At 41.3% G+C, this 21,376-nt stretch carries 6 protein-coding genes; all 6 read left to right on the top strand.

The window, feature by feature from the left end:
* Positions 1-91 precede the first annotated feature (91 nt).
* The 6 genes from BU038_RS04820 to BU038_RS04795 all read left to right on the top strand — a co-directional run bounded on the left by BU038_RS04820 (position 92) and on the right by BU038_RS04795 (position 21,321).
* The gene (locus BU038_RS04820; protein ID WP_107605071.1) at positions 92-15,835 is read left to right on the top strand and encodes a G5 domain-containing protein; all 15,744 of its coding nucleotides are present in this window, start codon (positions 92-94) and stop codon (positions 15,833-15,835) included.
* Positions 15,836-16,262: 427 nt separating this feature from the next.
* A complete protein-coding gene (locus BU038_RS04815; protein WP_107605070.1) occupies positions 16,263-17,468 on the top strand; it encodes a DegT/DnrJ/EryC1/StrS family aminotransferase in 1,206 nt (401 codons plus the stop codon).
* Complete coding sequence (locus tag BU038_RS04810; RefSeq protein WP_107605069.1) at positions 17,465-18,574, top strand: ATP-grasp domain-containing protein; 1,110 nt, start codon at positions 17,465-17,467, stop codon at positions 18,572-18,574. The genes BU038_RS04815 and BU038_RS04810 overlap by 4 nt, the downstream gene beginning before the upstream one ends.
* Positions 18,575-19,480: an NAD-dependent epimerase/dehydratase family protein gene (locus BU038_RS04805; RefSeq protein ID WP_107605068.1), complete on the top strand. Its 906-nt coding sequence runs from the start codon at positions 18,575-18,577 to the stop codon at positions 19,478-19,480.
* Positions 19,458-20,048, top strand: a complete 591-nt coding sequence (locus tag BU038_RS04800) for a sugar transferase (RefSeq protein WP_107605067.1) — start codon at positions 19,458-19,460, stop codon at positions 20,046-20,048. Before BU038_RS04805 ends, BU038_RS04800 begins: the two co-directional genes overlap by 23 nt.
* A gap of 16 nt (positions 20,049-20,064) precedes the next feature.
* A complete protein-coding gene (locus BU038_RS04795) occupies positions 20,065-21,321 on the top strand; it encodes a glycosyltransferase (protein ID WP_107605066.1) in 1,257 nt (418 codons plus the stop codon).
* The last annotated feature ends 55 nt before the right edge of the window (positions 21,322-21,376 follow it).

Here is a 21,376-nt window from a genome sequence, read left to right as displayed (position 1 = left end):
GTATAATTAACTCAATTAACAATTTTTAAACGAAACTAAATGTTGAACAAGTGAAACAAAGGTTTGGAGAAAACGAGGAGGAATTTTTTCTATGAAAAAATTAGATTTTCTTCCGAATAGACGTAATAAGTATTCCATACGCAAATTTACCGTTGGAACTGCTTCGATTCTATTAGGAACAATGTTGATTTTAGGAGTAAATGATGAAGCGAGAGCAGCTGAAAACAGCACATCTGATTCATCAGGCAGCAGCTCAAGCAGCTCGTCAGGAAGTGGCGACACTTCAACAACTGATTCAACTACAGAGACTACACCGACACAAGAAACACAAACAAATACGACAGAAACAACAACGAATACCACAGAAACAACACCACAAGTTGATACCGCTACACCACAAGAACCAACTCAAAATACGACTGAAACAACAGAAACACCTGCGACATCCACGCCATCTGGTGAGACGTCTGCGCCAACAACCGATACTGCGCCAGCACCAGATACAACTACAGAACAAGAACCAGCACCTGCTAATCAAGAATCTTCAACACAAACACCTTCAGAAACACCTGCGCCTTCACAACCATCATCAAGTGAATCACCTCAAACAGAAAGTACCCCTGATACCGAGACAACACCTTCAACAGACGCACCTGCACCATCAAAAGATACTTCATCAGAAACTCAAACGACACCGTCAAATGATACATCTAATTCAGATGCAGCAGCACCAGATACTTCATCAGGTACAACAGATGCACCATCAACAACTGACAGTAATACTACAAACAATACAGCTAATGATACTTCTACGCCAAATTCAACAAATGACACAACAATTTCATCAATTGAATCACCAACACCGACATTATCTCAAGATTTATCACAAACATTAGATAGTAGTGCTGATAAGGAAAGCGCTTTAACAGATTATTTAGCGACTGAAGAAAATTTATCACCTGAAGCAGCACAACAAGTGGTAGATGGGATGGCAGTAGATGCGAATACTGCGACAGATGAAGAAATCGCAGATGCTTTATTAACTTCTTATTTATTAAATACATCTAGTGCGCCTGGCAGTGATCCAGTCGGAGAATTACCATTAACGACATCTACACAATCATCAACAACATCAAGTTCAACAAGTATTTCACCAATGTTCCGTATGATGGCATTCTCAGCATATGCAGCACCAGCACCTGCGACACAAGTTAGTACGTGGGACCAATTTATAGCGGCATTAAACGATAAAACCGTTTCTAATATTCAATTGACTGGTAATATTACCGGCACTAGTACACCTACACTTCAAACATCTACAGGACGTTCTGTGACGATTGATGGTGGCGGATATACATTAAATACAGGTACGAATATAATTAACGCCCCAGCAACATCCGGCAGTTGGAATATGACGTATCAAAACATGAATATTACAACAGGCAATACGGGTGGTTTAGTAAACTTCGGCGCAAGTACGACAACTAACAACACCATCTCGTTCAATAACGTCAAACATACTGGCAGCAACTTAGTAAGTAGTACACTGACAAACCAAAACGTGACTGTTAATATTAGCGGCAACTTCAGTTCAATCAGTAATGACAGTGCTATAAACCGTTCTAACATCGGTGCGAAGAATATCAATATTGCGCCAGATGCGACAGTTAATATTACACGCACTGGTTTAGGTAATGCATTACAAGTCGTTGACGGCGGTGTAATTACGACAGGTACGAATTCAAATATTACAATGAACGTTTCGCCGACGAACCCATGGGGCACAACGAATGGCACAACTGCGTTCCAAGTAGGGAACGGTGGTTCGGTATTAATCGGTGATGGTTCGACGTTAAATATTACCGGACAAAATATCTTTGACTTTGCGAATGACGGCACATTGTATACAGGTGCGAATTCTACAATCAATATCAGTCAAAAAGGTAACGGTAACATTGTAGATATGGGTACAGGCAGTACTTTCGAAGTCGGCCAATACTCTAAATTCATCGCGTATTCTGACGGTCACCGTGTTGGTGATTACTCAAACAACAATATTATTGGATTAGATGGCAACTCTCAAATTTTAATTGATGAGTATGCGACATTATTCTTAGACGCGAAAAACCATCAATGGAACCCAGATACTAAGACGCAAGTCGGCGCTTATAATGACTTAGTCAATATTAATGCGACAGGTACACAAAGCGCATTATTATGGGTGAAAGATAATGCGACATTAGATTTACGTACAGATAACCGAGATTATTATGCGGAAGTTTTATCTATTCCTTTAGGCGGTACGAGCCAAAACCGTCAATTTATCTTTGATAATGCGAACTATATTAACTTCCAAAAGAACAGTATCGTCACAAGTGGTCAAAGTACAAACGGCAGTAAACCGAATTTAATTTATATGGATCCGAACTCACCAGGCTATATGCAGTGGAATGGGTCATATATTGTTAAAACTTGGAATGCGACACACTTCAGTGATCCAAACCAAAGCGCAGATGCAGATACAGTTTGGTCAGACGTTGTGGATTTACAAGCTGCACAAAAAGGTTTCTCCACGGGGACACCTACTTATAATACAGCAGAATCTACAAGTGCCAGTTCAACACCATCAGGCACAAGTAGTAAAGACTTAAGTACTTTAAACTTAAATACGATTCAAAGAATTGTATTAATCAGTAATAACTCAGTCAACCCTGAAGCAGTACCAGCACAAACAACAGTAGAAACAATTGAACCAAGCACAAGTTATCAAGCTGTTTCAGACCCGACACAACCACTTGGTAATGAAACGATTGTGGTGGAAGGTGTGCCAGGTTCTCAAACTGTAACGACTGAACCAGGTAAAGATACTATTGTGAACGTTACACAACAACCAACAAATGAAGTTGTAGGTGTGAATAATGTACAAGCGACAACAACAACTATTCCTTACAGCACACAATATGTCGGTGTAAATCAACCAACAGATTACACAAATGTACGTACACAAGGCCAAGCAGGTTCAACAACAACGACAACAACTTATACAGTCGACCCAGCAACAGGTCAATTATCTAATCCAGTAACTACGACATCGACGGTTCAACCTGTAACACAAGTCATTGAAAAAGGAACTGTACAAGTTACGACAGAAGATATCGCATATAACACAGTTTATGTAGAAAATCCTGATTTACCTCAAGATACGCAAAACGTTGTACAACAAGGGGTAACAGGTCAAACGCAAACAACTACGACTTATACAGTGAACCAGACAACAGGTGCACTGGAAAGTCCAACAACATCAACAACGACATTAACGCAAAAACAAGATCAAATTATTGAAGTGGGCTCTGGTGTGACAACGTCAACAACTTCACCGATTCCATCAGGTACGACTTATGTCGCTAATCCAGATTCTGATGCAAGAGTTGGAGACCAAACGGTTGTGACACAAGGCCAAGACGGTGTTGCAACAACAGTAAAAGAACCGGGCCAAGAAGCGGTTACAACAACGACAACACAACCTGTTGATGAAGTCATCAGCGTAGATAATGTAGATACTAATGTAACACCGATCGCGTATAACACGGTTTATCGCTATAACCCAGATTTAGCAGTGGGCACACCGAATACGTTAGTTCAAGATGGTCAAAATGGTTCGACAACGACAACAACGACATACGATGTAGATGCGACAACAGGTGCGTTATCTAATCCGCAAACAGTGACAAATACAATTAATCCAGTCGATCAAGTCTATGAATACGGACCAGTCGCAGGCGATACAGTTTATCAAGCTGATCCAAATCAACCTGCAGGTCAAACAACTACAGTACCGGGAACACCTGGAGATCCGAACGATCCGAATAATTTGCCGACGGATACAATTGTGTATGTGGGTAATGTCAGCACAGCTACAACACCGATTATTCATAGTACGGAATACATTGGTGTAAATGAACCGACGACGTATAGAAATGTTGTGGCTGAAGGCAGCGATGGTTCAACAACAACGACAACAACGTATGAGGTTAATCCTGAGACAGGCGAATTAATTAATCCGCAAACTAATACTGAAACAGTACCTGCAGAAAATCGTATGATTGAAAAAGGTACAGTTCAAGTGACAACAGCTGAAGTGCCTTATGAAACAGTTTATAGAGAAAATCCTGATTTACCTCAAGGTACAGAAAATGTGCTGCAAGAAGGTATCGTAGGTCAAACACAAACGACAACAACGTATACAATCAACAGTTCAACAGGGGAGTTAGAAAGCCCAGTTTCAAATACAGACACATTGGTACAAGAACAAGACCGTATTATTGAAGTAGGAACTGGTACGACTTCAGTTACAACGACACCAATTCCAGCGACAACGGTTTACCAAGCGAACCCTGATAAAGATTCAGGTACAGGTGATCAAATTGTGGTAGTTGAAGGACAAGATGGTGTCGCAACAACAGTGAAAGAGCCAGGTCAAGAAGCGGTCACAACGACAACAACACCAGCTGTTAATGAAGTCATCGGCGTAGATAACGTTGATTCAGCGACAGCACCGATTCCATATGAAACGATTACACGTTATAACCCAACATTACCTGTAGGTTCACAAAACGTTGTCGTTCAAGAAGGTCAAGATGGTACCGCAGCTACAATCAAAACATATGAAGTTGACCCAACAACAGGTGCGTTATCTAATCCAGTAACAACCGAAGAAGTATCTCCAGCAACACCGCGTATTGTAGAATATGGACCAGTCGCAGGTAATACGATTTATCAAGTAGACCCGAACTTGCCATACAATCAAACCAATACAGTACCAGGTACACCTGGAGACCCGAATGATCCAAATAATTTGCCGACAGATACAATTGTGTATGTAGGAAACATCAATACTACAAATGAAACATTGCCGTATGACACGCAATATGTCGGTGTGAATCAGCCTGTAGATTATACAAATGTACAAACAGCAGGACAAACAGGTCTCACAACAACGACGACAACTTATGAAGTGGATCCAAATACGGGCACATTGATTAATCCATCTATTTCTACACAAACAACTCAGCCTGTGACAGAAATAGTAGAAAAAGGAACAGTTCAAGTTGCGACAACACCAGTACAATATGACACGATTTATCAAGAAAATGCGAATTTACCTGTAGGCGTTCAAAATGAAATTCAACCAGGTGTGATTGGCGAAACAACAACGACAACAACGTATACAGTGAATCCTGAAACAGGCGCATTAGAGAATCCGACATCAATGGATGCGACAACGATTCAAAAACAAGACCGTATTATTGAAGTCGGTACAGGCACAACTGTTGTGACAACAGATTCGATTGCGCCGACAACAGTTTACGAAGCGAATCCTAATCCGGATGCAGGAACAGGTGATTACACAGTCATAACGCCTGGACAAGCAGGTGAAACGACAACTACAAAAGAACCAGGTCAAGATCCTGTGACTGAAATCACAACACAACCTGTCAATGAAGTCATCGGTGTGGATAACGTGGATACAACAACGACACCAATTCCTTATCAAACTGAAACGCGTTATAACCCGAACTTGCCAGTAGGCAGTACAGATGTGGTGGCACAACAAGGTCAAGACGGTGTGACGACAACAACGACAACGTATGATGTTAATACAACAACTGGACAATTGTCTAACCCACAAGTATCAACAACGACAACACAACCTGTGACACAAATTATTGAATATGGTCCGGTTGCTGGAGAAACGATTTATCAAGCAGACCCGAACCTGCCATATAATGAAACAACGACGATTGAAGGTACACCAGGCGATCCGAATGACCCGAATAATCTACCTACAAACACGATTATCAATGTAGGTAATACAACACATGAGTTAGCTGCATTACCTTATGACACGCAATATGTAGGTGTGAGTCAACCGACAGATTATACAAATGTCAGAACAGAAGGACAAGAAGGTTCAACAGCGACGACAACGACGTATACAGTGGACCCTTATACAGGTGCACTATCAAATCCAGTTACTTCAGTTCAAACAGTTGGACCGATTACACAAGTCGTTGAAAAAGGTACGATTCAAACAACAACAGCGGATGTACCGTATGAGACAATTTACAGAGAAAATCCAGATTTACCGCAAGGTACGCAAAATGTTGTACAACAAGGTGTGGTAGGTCAAACGCAAACAACAACAACGTATACAGTGAATCCAGAAACAGGCGCATTAGAAAGTCCGACATCTGACACAATGACTACGATTTATAAACAAGATCAAATCATTGAAGTAGGTACAGGTGTAACGACGTCTACAACATCACCGATTTTACCGACAACAACATATCAAGCAAATCCTGATGCAGACCCTGGCACAGGAGACCAAGTTATCTTAGTGCCTGGTCAAGAAGGTGTTGCGACAACGGTCAAAGAACCAGGTCAAGAAGCAGTAACGACAACAACTACAGAGCCGGTGAATGAAGTGATTGGCGTAGATAACGTAGATACGACAACGAGCACGACAGCTTATGACACGATTACACGCTATAATCCGAACTTGCCGACAGGCAGCACAAACGTAGTCGTTCAACAAGGTCAAGATGGTGTCACAACAACGACAACGACTTACGAAGTAGACCCGACAACAGGTCAATTATTGAATCCACAAGTAGAAACAAATACAACAGAACCGGTGAGTCAGATTGTGGAATATGGTCCTGTCGCAGGCAATGTTGTGTATCAACCAGACAGTAATGTACCTTACAATCAAACTAATACCATTGAAGGTACTCCAGGAGATCCAAATGATCCGAATAACTTACCGACAGATACAATTGTCAAAGTGGGTAATGTTCAAACGGATGTGACAACACAACCTTATGAAACAACGTATGTAGGTGTCAGTCAGTCGACGGATTACACAAACGTTCAAACACAAGGTCAAGATGGTACAACAATTACGACAACAACATATCAAGTGGATCCAAATACAGGTACGTTATCGAACCCAGTGACTGCGGTTCAAACAATTGCGCCAGTCACACAAGTGGTTGAAAAAGGAACAGTTCAAACTACAACTGAAGATGTTGCCTATAATACAATTTATGTTGAGAATGCAGACTTGTCACAAGGCACACAAAATGAAATTCAAACAGGTATTACAGGTCAAACACAAACAACAACGACATACACAGTGAATGCACAAACAGGTGCGCTAGAAAGTCCAGTCGAAAATACAACGACATTAGTTGAGAAACAAGACCGTATTATTGAAGTGGGTACTGGTGTGACAACGTCTACGACAACACCGATTCCACCTGATACAACGTATCAAGCAAATCCAGACAATGACCCGGGTGTCGGCGATCAAACGATTATTACACAAGGTCAATCTGGTGTATCAACGACAGTGAAAGAACCTGGACAAGAAGCGGTCACTACGACGACAACAGAACCTGTGACTCAAGTCATCGGCGTAGATAATGTGGATGTCGTACAACAAGATATTCCGTATAACACGGTTGAACGTTATAATCCAAACTTGCCAGTAGGTACAACGAATTCAGTAGCGCAAGAAGGTCAAAACGGTCTTACAACAACAACGACAACGTATGAAGTTGATCCAGACACAGGCGCATTATTAAATCCTGCGATAAATACCACAGAAACTGCGCCAGTTGATCGTATTATTGAATATGGTCCGGTGGCAGGAGAAGTAATTTATCAACCAGACCCTAGCTTGCCTGTAGGTCAACAAACAACTACTGAAGGTGTTCCAGGTGACCCGAACGATCCGAATAACTTACCGACAGATACTGTTGTTAAAGTAGGGAATGTCGATACCGCAACAACTATCTTGCCGCACGATGTAACTTATGTGGCAGTAGCACAACCGACAGATTATAAAAATGTCGCAACAACAGGTGTCGATGGCTCAACAACTACAACAACAACGTATCAAGTCGACCCGAATACGGGCGTCTTAAGTAACCCGACATCAGTTAATCAAACGACAGAATCTGTGACAGAAGTTGTGGAAATCGGAACACAACAAGTGACTACGGCTGAAGTTCCTTATACAACAATTTACAGAGAGAATCCAGACCTTGCGGAAGGCACACAAAATGAACTTCAAGCAGGTGTCATCGGACAGACTCAAACGACGACAACTTATAGTGTGAATCCAGAAACAGGAGAGCTGTACAATCCAGTTGCGAATACAGTAACGTTAACTGACAAACAAGATCGTATTGTAGAAGTCGGCACAGGCGTGACGGTAACAGATACCACAGTCATTCCGCCGACAACAACGTATGAAGCAGCGCCAAATCCTGATGCAGGTGTGGGTAACACGACGGTGATTACTGAAGGGGTACCAGGTGAATCGACAACAACGAAAGCACCAGGTCAACCAGCGGTCACTGAAACAACAACGCCGCCTGTTAATGAAGTAATCGGTGTCGATAATGTAGACACAACGACAGAAACTATTCCATTTGATACGCAATATGTAGCTGTAGATCAACCAATCGGCTATGAAAATGTGGCGACATCAGGTCAAAATGGCACAACGACGACAACAACAACGTATCAAGTCGATCCGAATACAGGCGCATTGATTTATCCAGAAACTTCTACAACAACAGAACAACCAGTGGCTCAAGTGATTGAAATCGGTACGAAACAAGTAACAACGAATGATATTCCATTCAACACAACATATGTTGATAATCCGAACTTGCCAGTAGGAACTGAAAACGAAGTCCAACCAGGTATTGTGGGACAAGAAGAAATCACAACAACGTATACTGTAAATTCGACAACAGGCGCACTTGAAAATCCAGTGTCTGTAACAACAACACAAGTCGAAAAACAAGATCGTATTATCGAACGTGGTACAGGTGTCACAACAACTGAAGTGACAGAATTGCCACCGAAAACAATCTATGTTGCAGATTCAGATAATGATGCAGGTGTCGGCGGTACGACTGTTCTTACGCCAGGACAAGCAGGCTCAACAACGACAACAACTGAACCAGGTCAAACACCTGTGACAGAAACCATTCCAGCAGTAGACCAAGTCGTAGGTGTCGATAATGTAGATACAAGCACATCAGATGTTCCGTTTGAAACACAATATGTCGGTGTGAACCAACCTGTGGGTTATGAAAATATCGCAACAACAGGTCAAAATGGTACCGAAACAACGACAACAACGTACGATGTGAATCCAGAAACTGGCGAATTGACGAATCCACAAGTCACAACAACATCAACACCAGCTACTGCACAAGTCGTGGAAATCGGTACAACAAAAGTTGAGACTAACGAAGTCAATTACGAAACGATTTATAGAGAAAATCCAGACTTACCTGCAGGTACACAAAATGAAATTCAAGCAGGCGTGGCAGGTCAAACTGAAACAACGACAACGTATACAGTGAATGCGCAAACAGGTGCGTTAGAAAATCCAACTTCAAATACAGTAACAACACAAGAAGTACAAAACCGTATTATTGAAGTCGGTACAGGTGTCACTACACAAACAACAACACCAATCGCACCAACAACAAGCTACACAGCGAACCCTGATATAGCGCAATCAATCGGTGAACAAACTGTAATTACTGAAGGTGTACCAGGTGAATCAACAACAACGAAAGCACCAGGTCAACCAGCGGTTACTGAAACAACAACGCAACCTGTTAATGAAGTCATTGGTGTAAATAATGTGACACAAACAGAAACGGATATACCTTATGAAACGATTATGCGTTATAATCCGAATCTGCCAGTCGGCACAACAGATTATGTGGCGCAAACAGGTCAAAACGGTTCAACTGTTTCAACGACAACGTATGAAGTTGACCCGAATACAGGGGCATTGTCTAATCCGACAACGCAAACAACAACAATTAATCCAGTGAACCAAATTGTAGAATATGGACCAGTCGCTGGCGGTACAACATATCAAGCGGATCCGACATTGCCAGCTGGTCAAACAAGTACAGTACCAGGTCAAACAGGAGATCCGAACGATCCAAATAATCTGCCGACGGATACTGTGGTAAAAGTAGGTAATGTGACAACAGAAACAAGCCCAGTTCCTTATAACACGCAATATGTAGGTGTAAGTGAACCGACAACGTATACTAATGTTCAAACAGCAGGTCAAAATGGGACTGAAACAACGACGACAACGTATACTGTGAACCCAGAAACGGGTGCACTTGAAAGTCCAGTAACCACAACAACGACAACACCTTCTACAACAGAAGTAATTGAAAAAGGCACAGTACAAGTTGTGAATACAGATATTCCTTATGACACTGTTTATAGAGAAAACCCAGATTTACCTGAAGGTACACAAAATGAAATTCAAGCAGGTATTATCGGAACGTCACAAACAACAACGACATATCAAGTGAACGGTCAAACAGGTGCGTTAGAAAATCCAACGTCAGAAACAACGATTCTGTCTGGTGCACAAACGCGCATTATTGAAGTAGGTGTCGGCACAACTGTGACAACAACGGATGTGATTGAACCTAAGACGAATTATGTCGCAAATCCAGATGCAGACCCAGGTACAGGTGATCAAACAGTCATCACACCAGGCGAGCCAGGAGAATCGACAACGACGAAAGCGCCAGGTCAAGATCCTGTGACTGAAACTACAACACCAGCTGTTGATGAAGTCATTGGTGTCGATAATGTGGATACGACAACACAAACAATTCCGTACGAAACCATCATCCGCTATAATCCAGATTTGCCAGTCGGCACAGTGAACCAAGTGGTACAAGAAGGTCAAGACGGTACGACAACCACGACAACGACATATGATGTAGACAGTACAACAGGTACATTGTCTAATCCACAAGTAACGGAAAATACAACAGCACCTGTCAATAAAATTGTAGAATATGGTCCAGTTGAAGGAACGATTGTGTATCAACCAGATGCGAATCTGCCATATGGTGAAACAGAAACTATTCCAGGTACACCAGGTGATCCGAATGATATGAACAACTTGCCTACAGAAACGGTAGTGAAAGTCGGTAATCAAGTTACAACAACGGATGCATTGCCATACGAGACACAATACATTCCAACAACAGAACCAGTAGGCTATGAAAATGTGAAGGTCGCAGGTCAAGATGGTACATCTACAACGACAACTGTGTATGATGTCGATCCAACGACAGGTGCATTAAGTAATCCAGCAGTGACGACGAATACGACACCAGCTGTAACACAAGTTGTTGAAAAAGGTACGACACAAGTCACAACAAGCGATGTCCCATATGAAACAGTTTATGTAGAAAATCCTAATTTACCTGAAGGTGCACAAAATGTGCTACAAGAAGGTTCAGTTGGTCAAACACAAACAACGACAGTTTATTCACTCAATGCTGAAACAGGTGCTTTGGAAAACCCGGTTTCAACAACAGTGACAACACAAGAAGCAATGAATCGTATTATTGAAGTTGGTACAGGGGTAACGACAACAACGACGACACCGATTGCGCCGACAACGTCATACGAAGCTAATCCAGATTATACACAACCTGTCGGAACACAAACTGTGACAGTACCTGGACAAGCAGGCGAGTCAACGACAACGAAAGCGCCAGGTCAAGAAGCGGTTACGGAAACAACTATTCCTGCAGTGAATGAAATTATTGGTGTCAATAACGTAGAACGTACAGAAACAACAATCCCGTACGAAACAATCGTACGTTATAACCCAAGTCTTCCTGTAGGTACTACAAATTATGTTGCTCAAGAAGGTACAAACGGTACAACGACTACTACAACAACGTATGAGGTAGACAATCAAACAGGTGCATTAACGAATCCACAAACACAAACGACAACGGTGGATGCGGTGAATCGCATTGTAGAATATGGACCGGTGGAAGGCGGTATCATTTACCAACCAGATACAACGTTGCCTGCAGGTCAAACATCTACAACACCAGGAACACCTGGAGATCCAAACGACCCAGATAATCTACCAACAGATACAGTTGTGAAAGTCGGCAATACAACAACTGAAACAACGCAAGTACCGTATGAAACGAAATATGTAGGTGTAGATGCACCAACGACTTATACGAATGTACAAACACCGGGTCAAACAGGTACAGAAACGACAACAACAACGTATAGCGTCAATCCTTCAACAGGTGCTTTAAGTAATCCGCAAATCACAACGACATCAACACCGGCGGTTGATGAAGTGATTGAAAAAGGTACGACGCAAGTCACAACAGCTGATGTTCCTTATAATTTGGTTTACCAAGAAAATCCTAATCTACCTCAAGGTACAGAAAATGTACTTCAAGAAGGTATCGCAGGACAAACGCAAACGACAGTAACGTATACGGTTAATCCGCAAACAGGCGAGTTAGAAAATCCATTATCAACAGATCAAGTGTTAGTAGAGAAACAAGATTTGATTATTGAAGTGGGTGTTGGCACAACATCAACGACAACAACAGAAATTCCGGCAGAGACTACGTACGTCGCAAATCCTGACCCAGATGCAGGTACAGGGGATACACAAGTGGTAACACCAGGCGTGCCAGGCGAGTCAACGACAACGAAAGCGCCTGGACAAGAAGCGGTAACAGAAATCACGACACCAGCGGTTAATGAAGTTATTGGTGTAGACAATGTAGATACAACAACGCAAACGATTCCGTATGAAACAATTATCCGTTACAACCCAGATTTACCAGTCGGCACAACAGATTATGTTGCGCAAGAAGGTCAAGAGGGTATGACAACAACGACAACAACGTATGAGGTAGACAGTCAAACAGGTGCGTTAATGAATCCTCAGACTGAAACACAAACGACAAATCCAGTACAACGTATTGTTGAATATGGACCAGTAGAAGGCGGCGTGGTTTACCAACCAGATTCAAGCGTGCCATATGGTGAAACAGTAACTGTTACAGGTACACCGGGTGACCCGAATGATCCAAATAATCCACCAACAGAGACAGTTGTAAAAGTCGGTAACATGACAACAGATACAACACCAGTTGCGTATGACACGCAATATGTACCGACATCTCAACCGGTAGGTTATGAAAATATCACGACACCAGGTCAAGACGGTATAGTGACAACAACAACGATTTATCAAGTAGACCCATCAACAGGTACATTGATTAATCCAGAAGTGACATCAATCAAGACACCGCCTGTTACACAAATTGTGGAAAAAGGTACAACACAAACATCAACGAACGATGTACCATACGAAACAGTGTATATCGAGAACCCTAACTTGCCTCAAGGTACACAAAATGAGTTGCAAGCAGGTGTTACAGGTCAAACGACAACGACTGTGACGTATACGTTGAACCCACAAACAGGTGCGTTGGAAAACCCAACAGAAGTGACAACTACTGATATTGCGAAACAAGACCGAATTATTGAAGTCGGCAGTGGTACAACAACATCTACGACAACACCGATTGCGCCGCAAACTTCGTATGAAGCCAATCCAGATGTATCACAACCAATCGGTACACAAACAGTGATTACAGAAGGACAACCAGGTGAATCTACAACAACGAAAGAGCCGGGGCAAGAAGCGGTAACAGAAGTAACAACACCAGCAGTGAATGAGGTTATCGGTGTCAACAACGTAGAAGAAACAACAGAAACGATTCCGTATGATACGATTGTCAGATACAATCCGAATCTGCCAGTCGGCACAACAGACCATGTTGCACAAGTAGGACAAAACGGTACAACAACAACGACAACAACATATGAAGTTGACACACAAACAGGAACGTTGATTAATCCAACAACGACAACTGAAACAACCAACCCAGTTCAACGCATTGTGGAATATGGACCAGCTGAAGGTCAAGTGGTTTACCAGCCGGATCCGACATTACCAGCAGGTGAAACAAGAACAGTGGAAGGTCAGCCGGGCGACCCGAATGACTCAGATAATCCACCGACAAACACAGTGGTTTATGTAGGTAATGTGGCTACTGATTCAACATCAGTTCCATATGATACGCAATATATCAGTTCAGATGAGCCTATCGGTTATGAAAGTGTCGTAACACCGGGTCAAAATGGAACGACGACTACGACAACAACGTACGAAGTGGATCCAACGACAGGTGCATTAATTAATCCGACAACGACAACTGATACGACAGCACCGACACCACAAATTATCGCAAAAGGTACAACACAAACGACAACGAATGACGTACCATTCGAGACGATTTATCAAGAAAATCCTAATTTACCGCAAGGCACTCAAAATGAAGTACAAGCTGGTATCACGGGTCAAACTGAAACAACAACGACGTATACTATCAACCCAGAAACAGGTGCACTTGAAAATCCATCTACTATCACAACAACTGTGACACCAGTACAAAATAGAGTAATTGAAATCGGAGTCGGTACAACCGCAACGACAACAACAGAAATCCCACCGTCAACTTCATACGAAGCGAATCCGAACCCATCACAACCTATTGGTACACAGACAGTGATAACAGAAGGACAACCAGGTATTGAAACAACAACGAAAGTGCCAGGACAACCTGCGACATCAGAAATTACAACACCACCGGTCAATGAAGTGGTAGGTGTGAATAACGTTGAACAAACAACTACACCAATACCTTATGAAACAATTATCAGATATAATCCTGATTTACCAATCGGTACAGTCAACCACGTTGCACAAGAAGGTCAAAACGGTATCACAACAACGACGACAACGTACGAAGTGGACAAAACAACAGGCGCATTATTGAATCCAACAACCACAGAATCTGTCACAACGCCGCCAGTTGACCGAATTATTGAATATGGACCTGTCGCACCATCTACAACGTACCGTCCAAATCCTGACTTGCCAGTCGGCGAGACACAAGTGATTGAGGAAGGTACACCAGGAGATCCGAATGACCCGAATAACCTGCCGAAAGACAGAGTTATCAGTGTCGGCACAAAAGTGGTCACAACGACAGATATCCCATTTGACACAATCTATCAAGATAACCCGAACTTACCAGCTGGAACAGAATACGAAGTGCAGCCAGGTAAAACAGGTCAAACACAAACGACAACAGTTTACGGCGTAGATCCGAAAACAGGTGAACTCATTAACCCAGATACAACAACAATCACGCTGACTGAAAAAGTAGATAGAATTGTTGAAAGAGGAACTGGCACAGTACCAGTGGACCCTGAGGATCCAGGTACAACACCAGAGGAACCAGAACAACCTGAAGACCCAGGCACACCGGACCCAGAAGTTCCACAAGAACCTGAAAATCCAGAGAAACCAACACCTGAAGTTCCAGAGACACCTGAAACACCAGAGCAGCCTGAGAATCCAACTCAGCCAGGCACACCAGAAGTACCTGGAACAGAGGTGCCAAACGAACCAACTCAACCAGAACAACCAACAACGCCAAGTACACCAGAGACGCCAGAACAACCAACAACACCATCACAACCGACACAACCAGAAGTTACAGTACCATCTGAAGATAAAGATGGAGTAACACAACCTAACGTACCATCTGTACATGAAGATAGTGATGGAACAACAGTAACGACTGAAAGTGAACAAGAGGTACCAGCTAAGTCAGATGCTGAAGCTAAACAACCAACGAAAGCAGATAAGACACAAACTGCTAAAGATAAAGACTTGCCTGATACAGGTCAAGATGATGTGAAGAAAACATTATTCGGTACATTGTTCGCAGGTTTAGGTGCTTGGTTACTCTTTGGTAAACGTCGTAAGAAAGATAATGAAGAGAAATAAGGTTTAAATTTAAAACTGGATAAGTAAGATGAGACGTCCTTTGAATATTCAAGGGGCGTCTTTTTATATGCTTTTTATTGAGAAATGAGGAAGGTGGATTTGTGTTAATTGTATGTAAAGAATGTTAAGTGAGTGTTGATTCTATAATTAGTTTATTAATGATATGTAATTCTAAAATTAGGATTGTTAAATAATAATTTTAATTACGAATATTGATTGAATACTTTTTACTTAGTGGATTATACTGTTACTAAATTGGAACATAATATCTAATTAGAATATTTGCGATGTGTGATGAAATGGCAGAAATCTTTTTTGATGGATGCGATAAATGAAGAAACATTTGGATATTTGGCAGATATTCTAAAGTATTATTTCTTAGCATCATAGTGAGAGATAATCGTTAAAGATAAAGGAGAAGATAGCTATGCAAATACCATTTAGCCCGCCTAAAATTTCTGAAGAGGCCATTGAGAGTGTTGTGGAAACTTTGAGATGTGGTTGGATTACGACGGGGCCTAAAACGAAAGCATTCGAGGAAGCATTAACTGACTATATGGGGACAGAAGGTACAGTCGCAATGAACTCAGCAACGGCTGCTTTAGAAATGACATTACGTTTACTAGGTATTGGCGAAGGGGACGAAGTCATCACTTCTGCTTATACATACACCGCTTCAGCCTCAGTCATCGCCCACGTCGGCGCTAAAATTGTATTAGTAGACACACAAAAAGACTCCTTAGAAATGGATTACACACAACTTGAAGATAAAATCACCGAAAACACAAAAGCCATTATTCCAGTGGATATCGCTGGTCAATTATGCGATTACGATAAATTATTTGAAATTGCGCGTTGTAAACAAGCACTTTTCCACACAGAAAACCCTGTGCATGCTGTATTAAATCGTATTGCGATTATTAATGACGGCGCACATTCATTCGGCGCGACAAAAGGGGAAGCCAAGAGCGGCAGTTTCGCTGACTTTACCACATTCTCTTTCCATGCGGTAAAGAACTTAACGACTGCTGAAGGTGGTGCAGTCACATGGACGAAAGATTACGAAGCACACGGCTTTGATTTACAAAAATTATACAAAACTTCTATTTTGCACGGTCAAAGTAAAGATGCGTTATCTAAAATGCAGAAAGGTAACTGGGAATATGACATCTCAGAGTTAGGTTATAAATTCAATATGACTGATATCAATGCGGCCATTGGCCTTGATCAACTCAATCATTATGATGAGAACTTAGCCCGCCGTAAAGAAGTCGTGCGTTTATATGATGAAAACTTGAACTCAGACGTTATCAAGACATTAAAGCACTTTGATAATGAAAAAGAGTCTAGCTGTCACTTATATATTACATGGATTAAAGGTGCGACAGAGGAACAACGTAATGCGATTATTGAACATTTAGCTGATGAAGGTATTGCGACAAATGTACATTATAAACCGTTACCGATGTTTTCAGCGTATCAAGCTTATGGTTTTGATATTAAAGATTTCCCGAATGCACATGCACATTATGTGAATGAATTGACGTTACCGCTTTATCCGCAGTTAACAGATGAACAAGTAGAATACATTATCAAACAAGTCAATGAAGCAGTCGGCGGGGTGCTGGTATGAAGAAGGTATTAATTCTAGGTGTCGCACCTGTACAAGCTGAAGCTATTGAGAAGTTAAAAGATATGGGTTACGAAACACATGCGTTAGCCATGAAGAAAGACGGTCCTGGTGCTGATAGCGCAGATTATTTTGAAGAGATTAACATTATAGATGAAGCAGCGGTTATCGCTTATATCAAACAACACCATATTGATGCAGTTTATTCAGTAGGCTCAGATTTAGCTATGCCAGTTGCGAATAAAATCTCTGAAGCTTTAGATTTACCGCATTTTGTCAGTTATGACACAGCGTATGCATGTAACCACAAAGATGTGATGCGTGCACAAACGAAAGGCATTACAGGTTCTGTGCCTTTTGAAATTACAAAAGATATTCATCATCAAACAGAAATAGATTATCCAGTTTTTGTGAAACCAACAGATGGTCAAGGTCAACGTGGCATTACATTGGTAACACAAGCTGATGACTTACCTAAAGCAATTGCGCATGCGGTGGAACAATCAAGAGAAGGTGCAGCAATTATTGAACGTTATATCGAAGGCTATGAAATTTCAGTGAATGGCTATGTTGTAGATGGCAAACTCCAATTCACCTTAGTGTCGATGCGTGAAACGTGGCCAGAACATCCAGGTTTAATTCATAAACATATTATTGACCCTGACTATGATTATCCGATGGCGTCTATAGAAGCAGCGATTGCAGCACACTTAAAGACTTTAAATATTCAAAATGGCCCTGTGTATGCGCAAGTAAAAGTGATGAATCATGAAGCCTTTATTATTGAAATCACACCACGCTTTGACGGTTGTCATATGCATAAACTGATTCAATATTATAATCATGATGACTTGTTAGAAAAAACATTTAAGCATTTATTAGAAGAACAAGCACCTACTTTTACAGATGCGACAACGACTCAACCAGTAGTCTTAGAATTTATGTGCGAGACACCGAAACAACCGATTGATTATTATCAATTCAAAGTCCCAGATCATACCTTAGAAAGTTATCGTTACTATCAACAAGGAGAATTCATCAGACCAGTCAACGGCGTGTATGACAAAGTAGGCTTTTATATTTATCCGCTGATGAAGGAGGAAGACTAAATGGCCTTTAGAATTACAGGCGGTACAGGATTGCTTGGCCGCTATCTGACTGCTTTATTAGAAGATAAAAAGATAGATTATACTGTTCTATCACGCAGACAAAATACAGAAGATGCACATCAAGTCCAAACCGATTACAGTGAGGCTTCTTTGGAGATGATCTTTCAAGAAGATGACGTAATTGTGCATTTGGCAGGTAATAGAGGACCAAGAAAAGACATCAGCAGTTATACAGAAGAATTACAGATGGCACAACATGTATTTGAAGCGGCGCTTGAACGAAAATGTAAACAAGTGATTGTAGCTTCTTCTATTTCAGTATATGACGACACATCTTCATTACCTTGGCAAGAAGAAGACGCCGTGAATCAAGTTCCGAAGTCTTTATATGGTTTGAATAAACGTTATATTGAACAACTTGCTGCGTATTACCGTAAACATTTTCAACTGGATATTGTATGTTTACGCTTCTCGCATTTATTTGGCGCACATGAGAAAAATAACTATATGATTAATTACTTTATGCGCTTAGCTTTGTTAGGCAAACCTTTAACGGTAATGGGTGAGAGTGATGTGTCGCGAGAGTTTTTATATGCGAAAGATGCAGCTTCAGCGATTTGGCAAGTGTCCAAACATCCAAACGCCCAATTAATTCAAAATATTAAAGGCAGTGAAACATTGACGAATTTAGAAGTTGCTCAACACATCAATCAAGTGTTCGGCAATCCGACGGATATTCAACGTCAAGATGAAGATGTGCCGGATTATTTTGAGCCTTCTTATATGAATGGTACACGAGCGCAAACAGAACTTGATTTTGTCCCTCATTATCAATTTATAGATGCATTACAAGAAATTTATCAAGAAATGGAGGGGCTGCGTGATGAATTACCGGAAAAATATTAAGCGTTGGTTAGATGTGTTGTTGTTTGTGGTATTATTGCCGGTGTTATTAATTGTCGCTTTGCCTGTCAGTGTGATGATTAAACGAGAAGATAAAGGCAGTATCTTATATAACGGCCGACGTTTAGGTGTCGGTATGTTGCCTTTTGAAATGCATAAGTTTCGTACAATGAAAGAAAATGCGCAAGATATTCGTAATGCGGATGGCAGTACGTTCAATAGTGATCAAGATCCACGTGTGACAAAAATCGGTCGAGTGTTACGTCAAACAAGTATTGATGAGTTACCACAGTTACTGAATGTGTTGAAAGGTGACATGAGCTTTGTCGGACCGCGTCCAAGTCCGCTTGGCAATACACATCGTTATCCAGATTACTATAAAACAAAGTTTCATGTGAAACCTGGTATTACGGGTTTAACGCAAGCTTTGTTGCGTAACAGTGCTTCAATGGAAGAACGCATGCGCTTAGATGCCTTTTATGCGGCGAACGTCAGCTTTAAAATGGATGCATTTGTGATTTATAAGACGATTTCAACGGTGTTATTACGAAAAAATATTAATCAGAAGTAAGAGAGGAATAGCACTTATGAAGAAAGAACTGATTTTGTTGACGAATTACTTTCCTTACTACAAAGGAGAGGAATATTTAGAAGAGGAAATCAAATATTTGGCAGAAGCCTTTGATCATATCGTGATTATTCCAACGATGGTCAGTCAGAAGATGAAGGTGACAAGAGAAGTGCCTAACGTAGCAACTGTTATCGATTTGCCTTTCCCGCAAGGGTTAAAAGATAAAGCTATCAACTTCTTAAAGACAGGACCAAATATTTTATTCAGCCAACCGCGTGTACGCAGTATCGGTGAAAATGCGGGGTCATTAAATCCTTATAAGTGGATGTACAATCTGTATTTTGAAGCGAGAACGGACGCGATTTATCAAGACTTAGTACGTTCACATTTATTGCCGGAAAATGATGGGTATACGCAGCTTTATATATACAGTTATTGGTTTTATATCACTGCGAACCTCGGCAGAAAATTAAAATATGATTATTATGGTGATGCCTCTATTCCATTTATTTCTAGAGGGCATGGTTATGATGTGAATGATTATATTAAACCGTTTAGTTTCTTGCCGATGCGTCACGCTATGTTGAAACATGTGGATGCGTTATATCCGGTTTCTGATACGAGTTCGAATTATTTAAGCAACAAGTTTCCGAAGTACGCAGATAAAATTGAAACTAGACGTCTTGGTGTCGGAGAAGGCAATTATCAAGTGTCATTACGTCAGCCGCCTTTATTTGTCAGCTGTTCAACGATTCGTAAATTAAAGCGTTTAGATGTCATTATTGATGCCTTGGCACAATTAAATGAACAAGGTTATGACTTTAAGTGGGTACATATCGGTGATGGTCCGGATGCGCAAAAGATAGAAGCATTAGCGAAAGAGAAATTGAAACCTTCTCAATATGAATTGATTGGACGTTTGCCGAACAAAGAGGTCAGAAAATGGTATCATGAGCATAACCCGACGTTATTTTTAAATACTTCTGAATCAGAAGGTGTACCCGTCTCTGTCATGGAAGCAATGGCGAATGCGATTCCTGTCGTAGCTTCTGATGTCGGAGGGACAGCTGAAATTGTACAAACAGATGTGAATGGTACTTTAATCAGTGATGCACTTAAGCCAGAAGAAGCAGCACGTGCGATTGAATATTTCATAAATCTTTCAGATGAAGCTTATCAAGGCTATGCGAAAGGTGCTTACCAAACTTGGCAGACGCTCTGTGATTCTGAAAGTCTTTATACTGAATTTGCGCATGAACTTGCACAACCGTAGAATGTAAAATCGGTATATTGCTAGACACCTATGACACAACCAGACGAAAGCGTTT

Origin of the sequence: Staphylococcus simulans, assembly GCF_003043455.1 — a bacterium.
Taxonomy (GTDB): domain Bacteria; phylum Bacillota; class Bacilli; order Staphylococcales; family Staphylococcaceae; genus Staphylococcus; species Staphylococcus simulans_A.
This window is presented reverse-complemented; position numbering and strand designations above follow the sequence as displayed.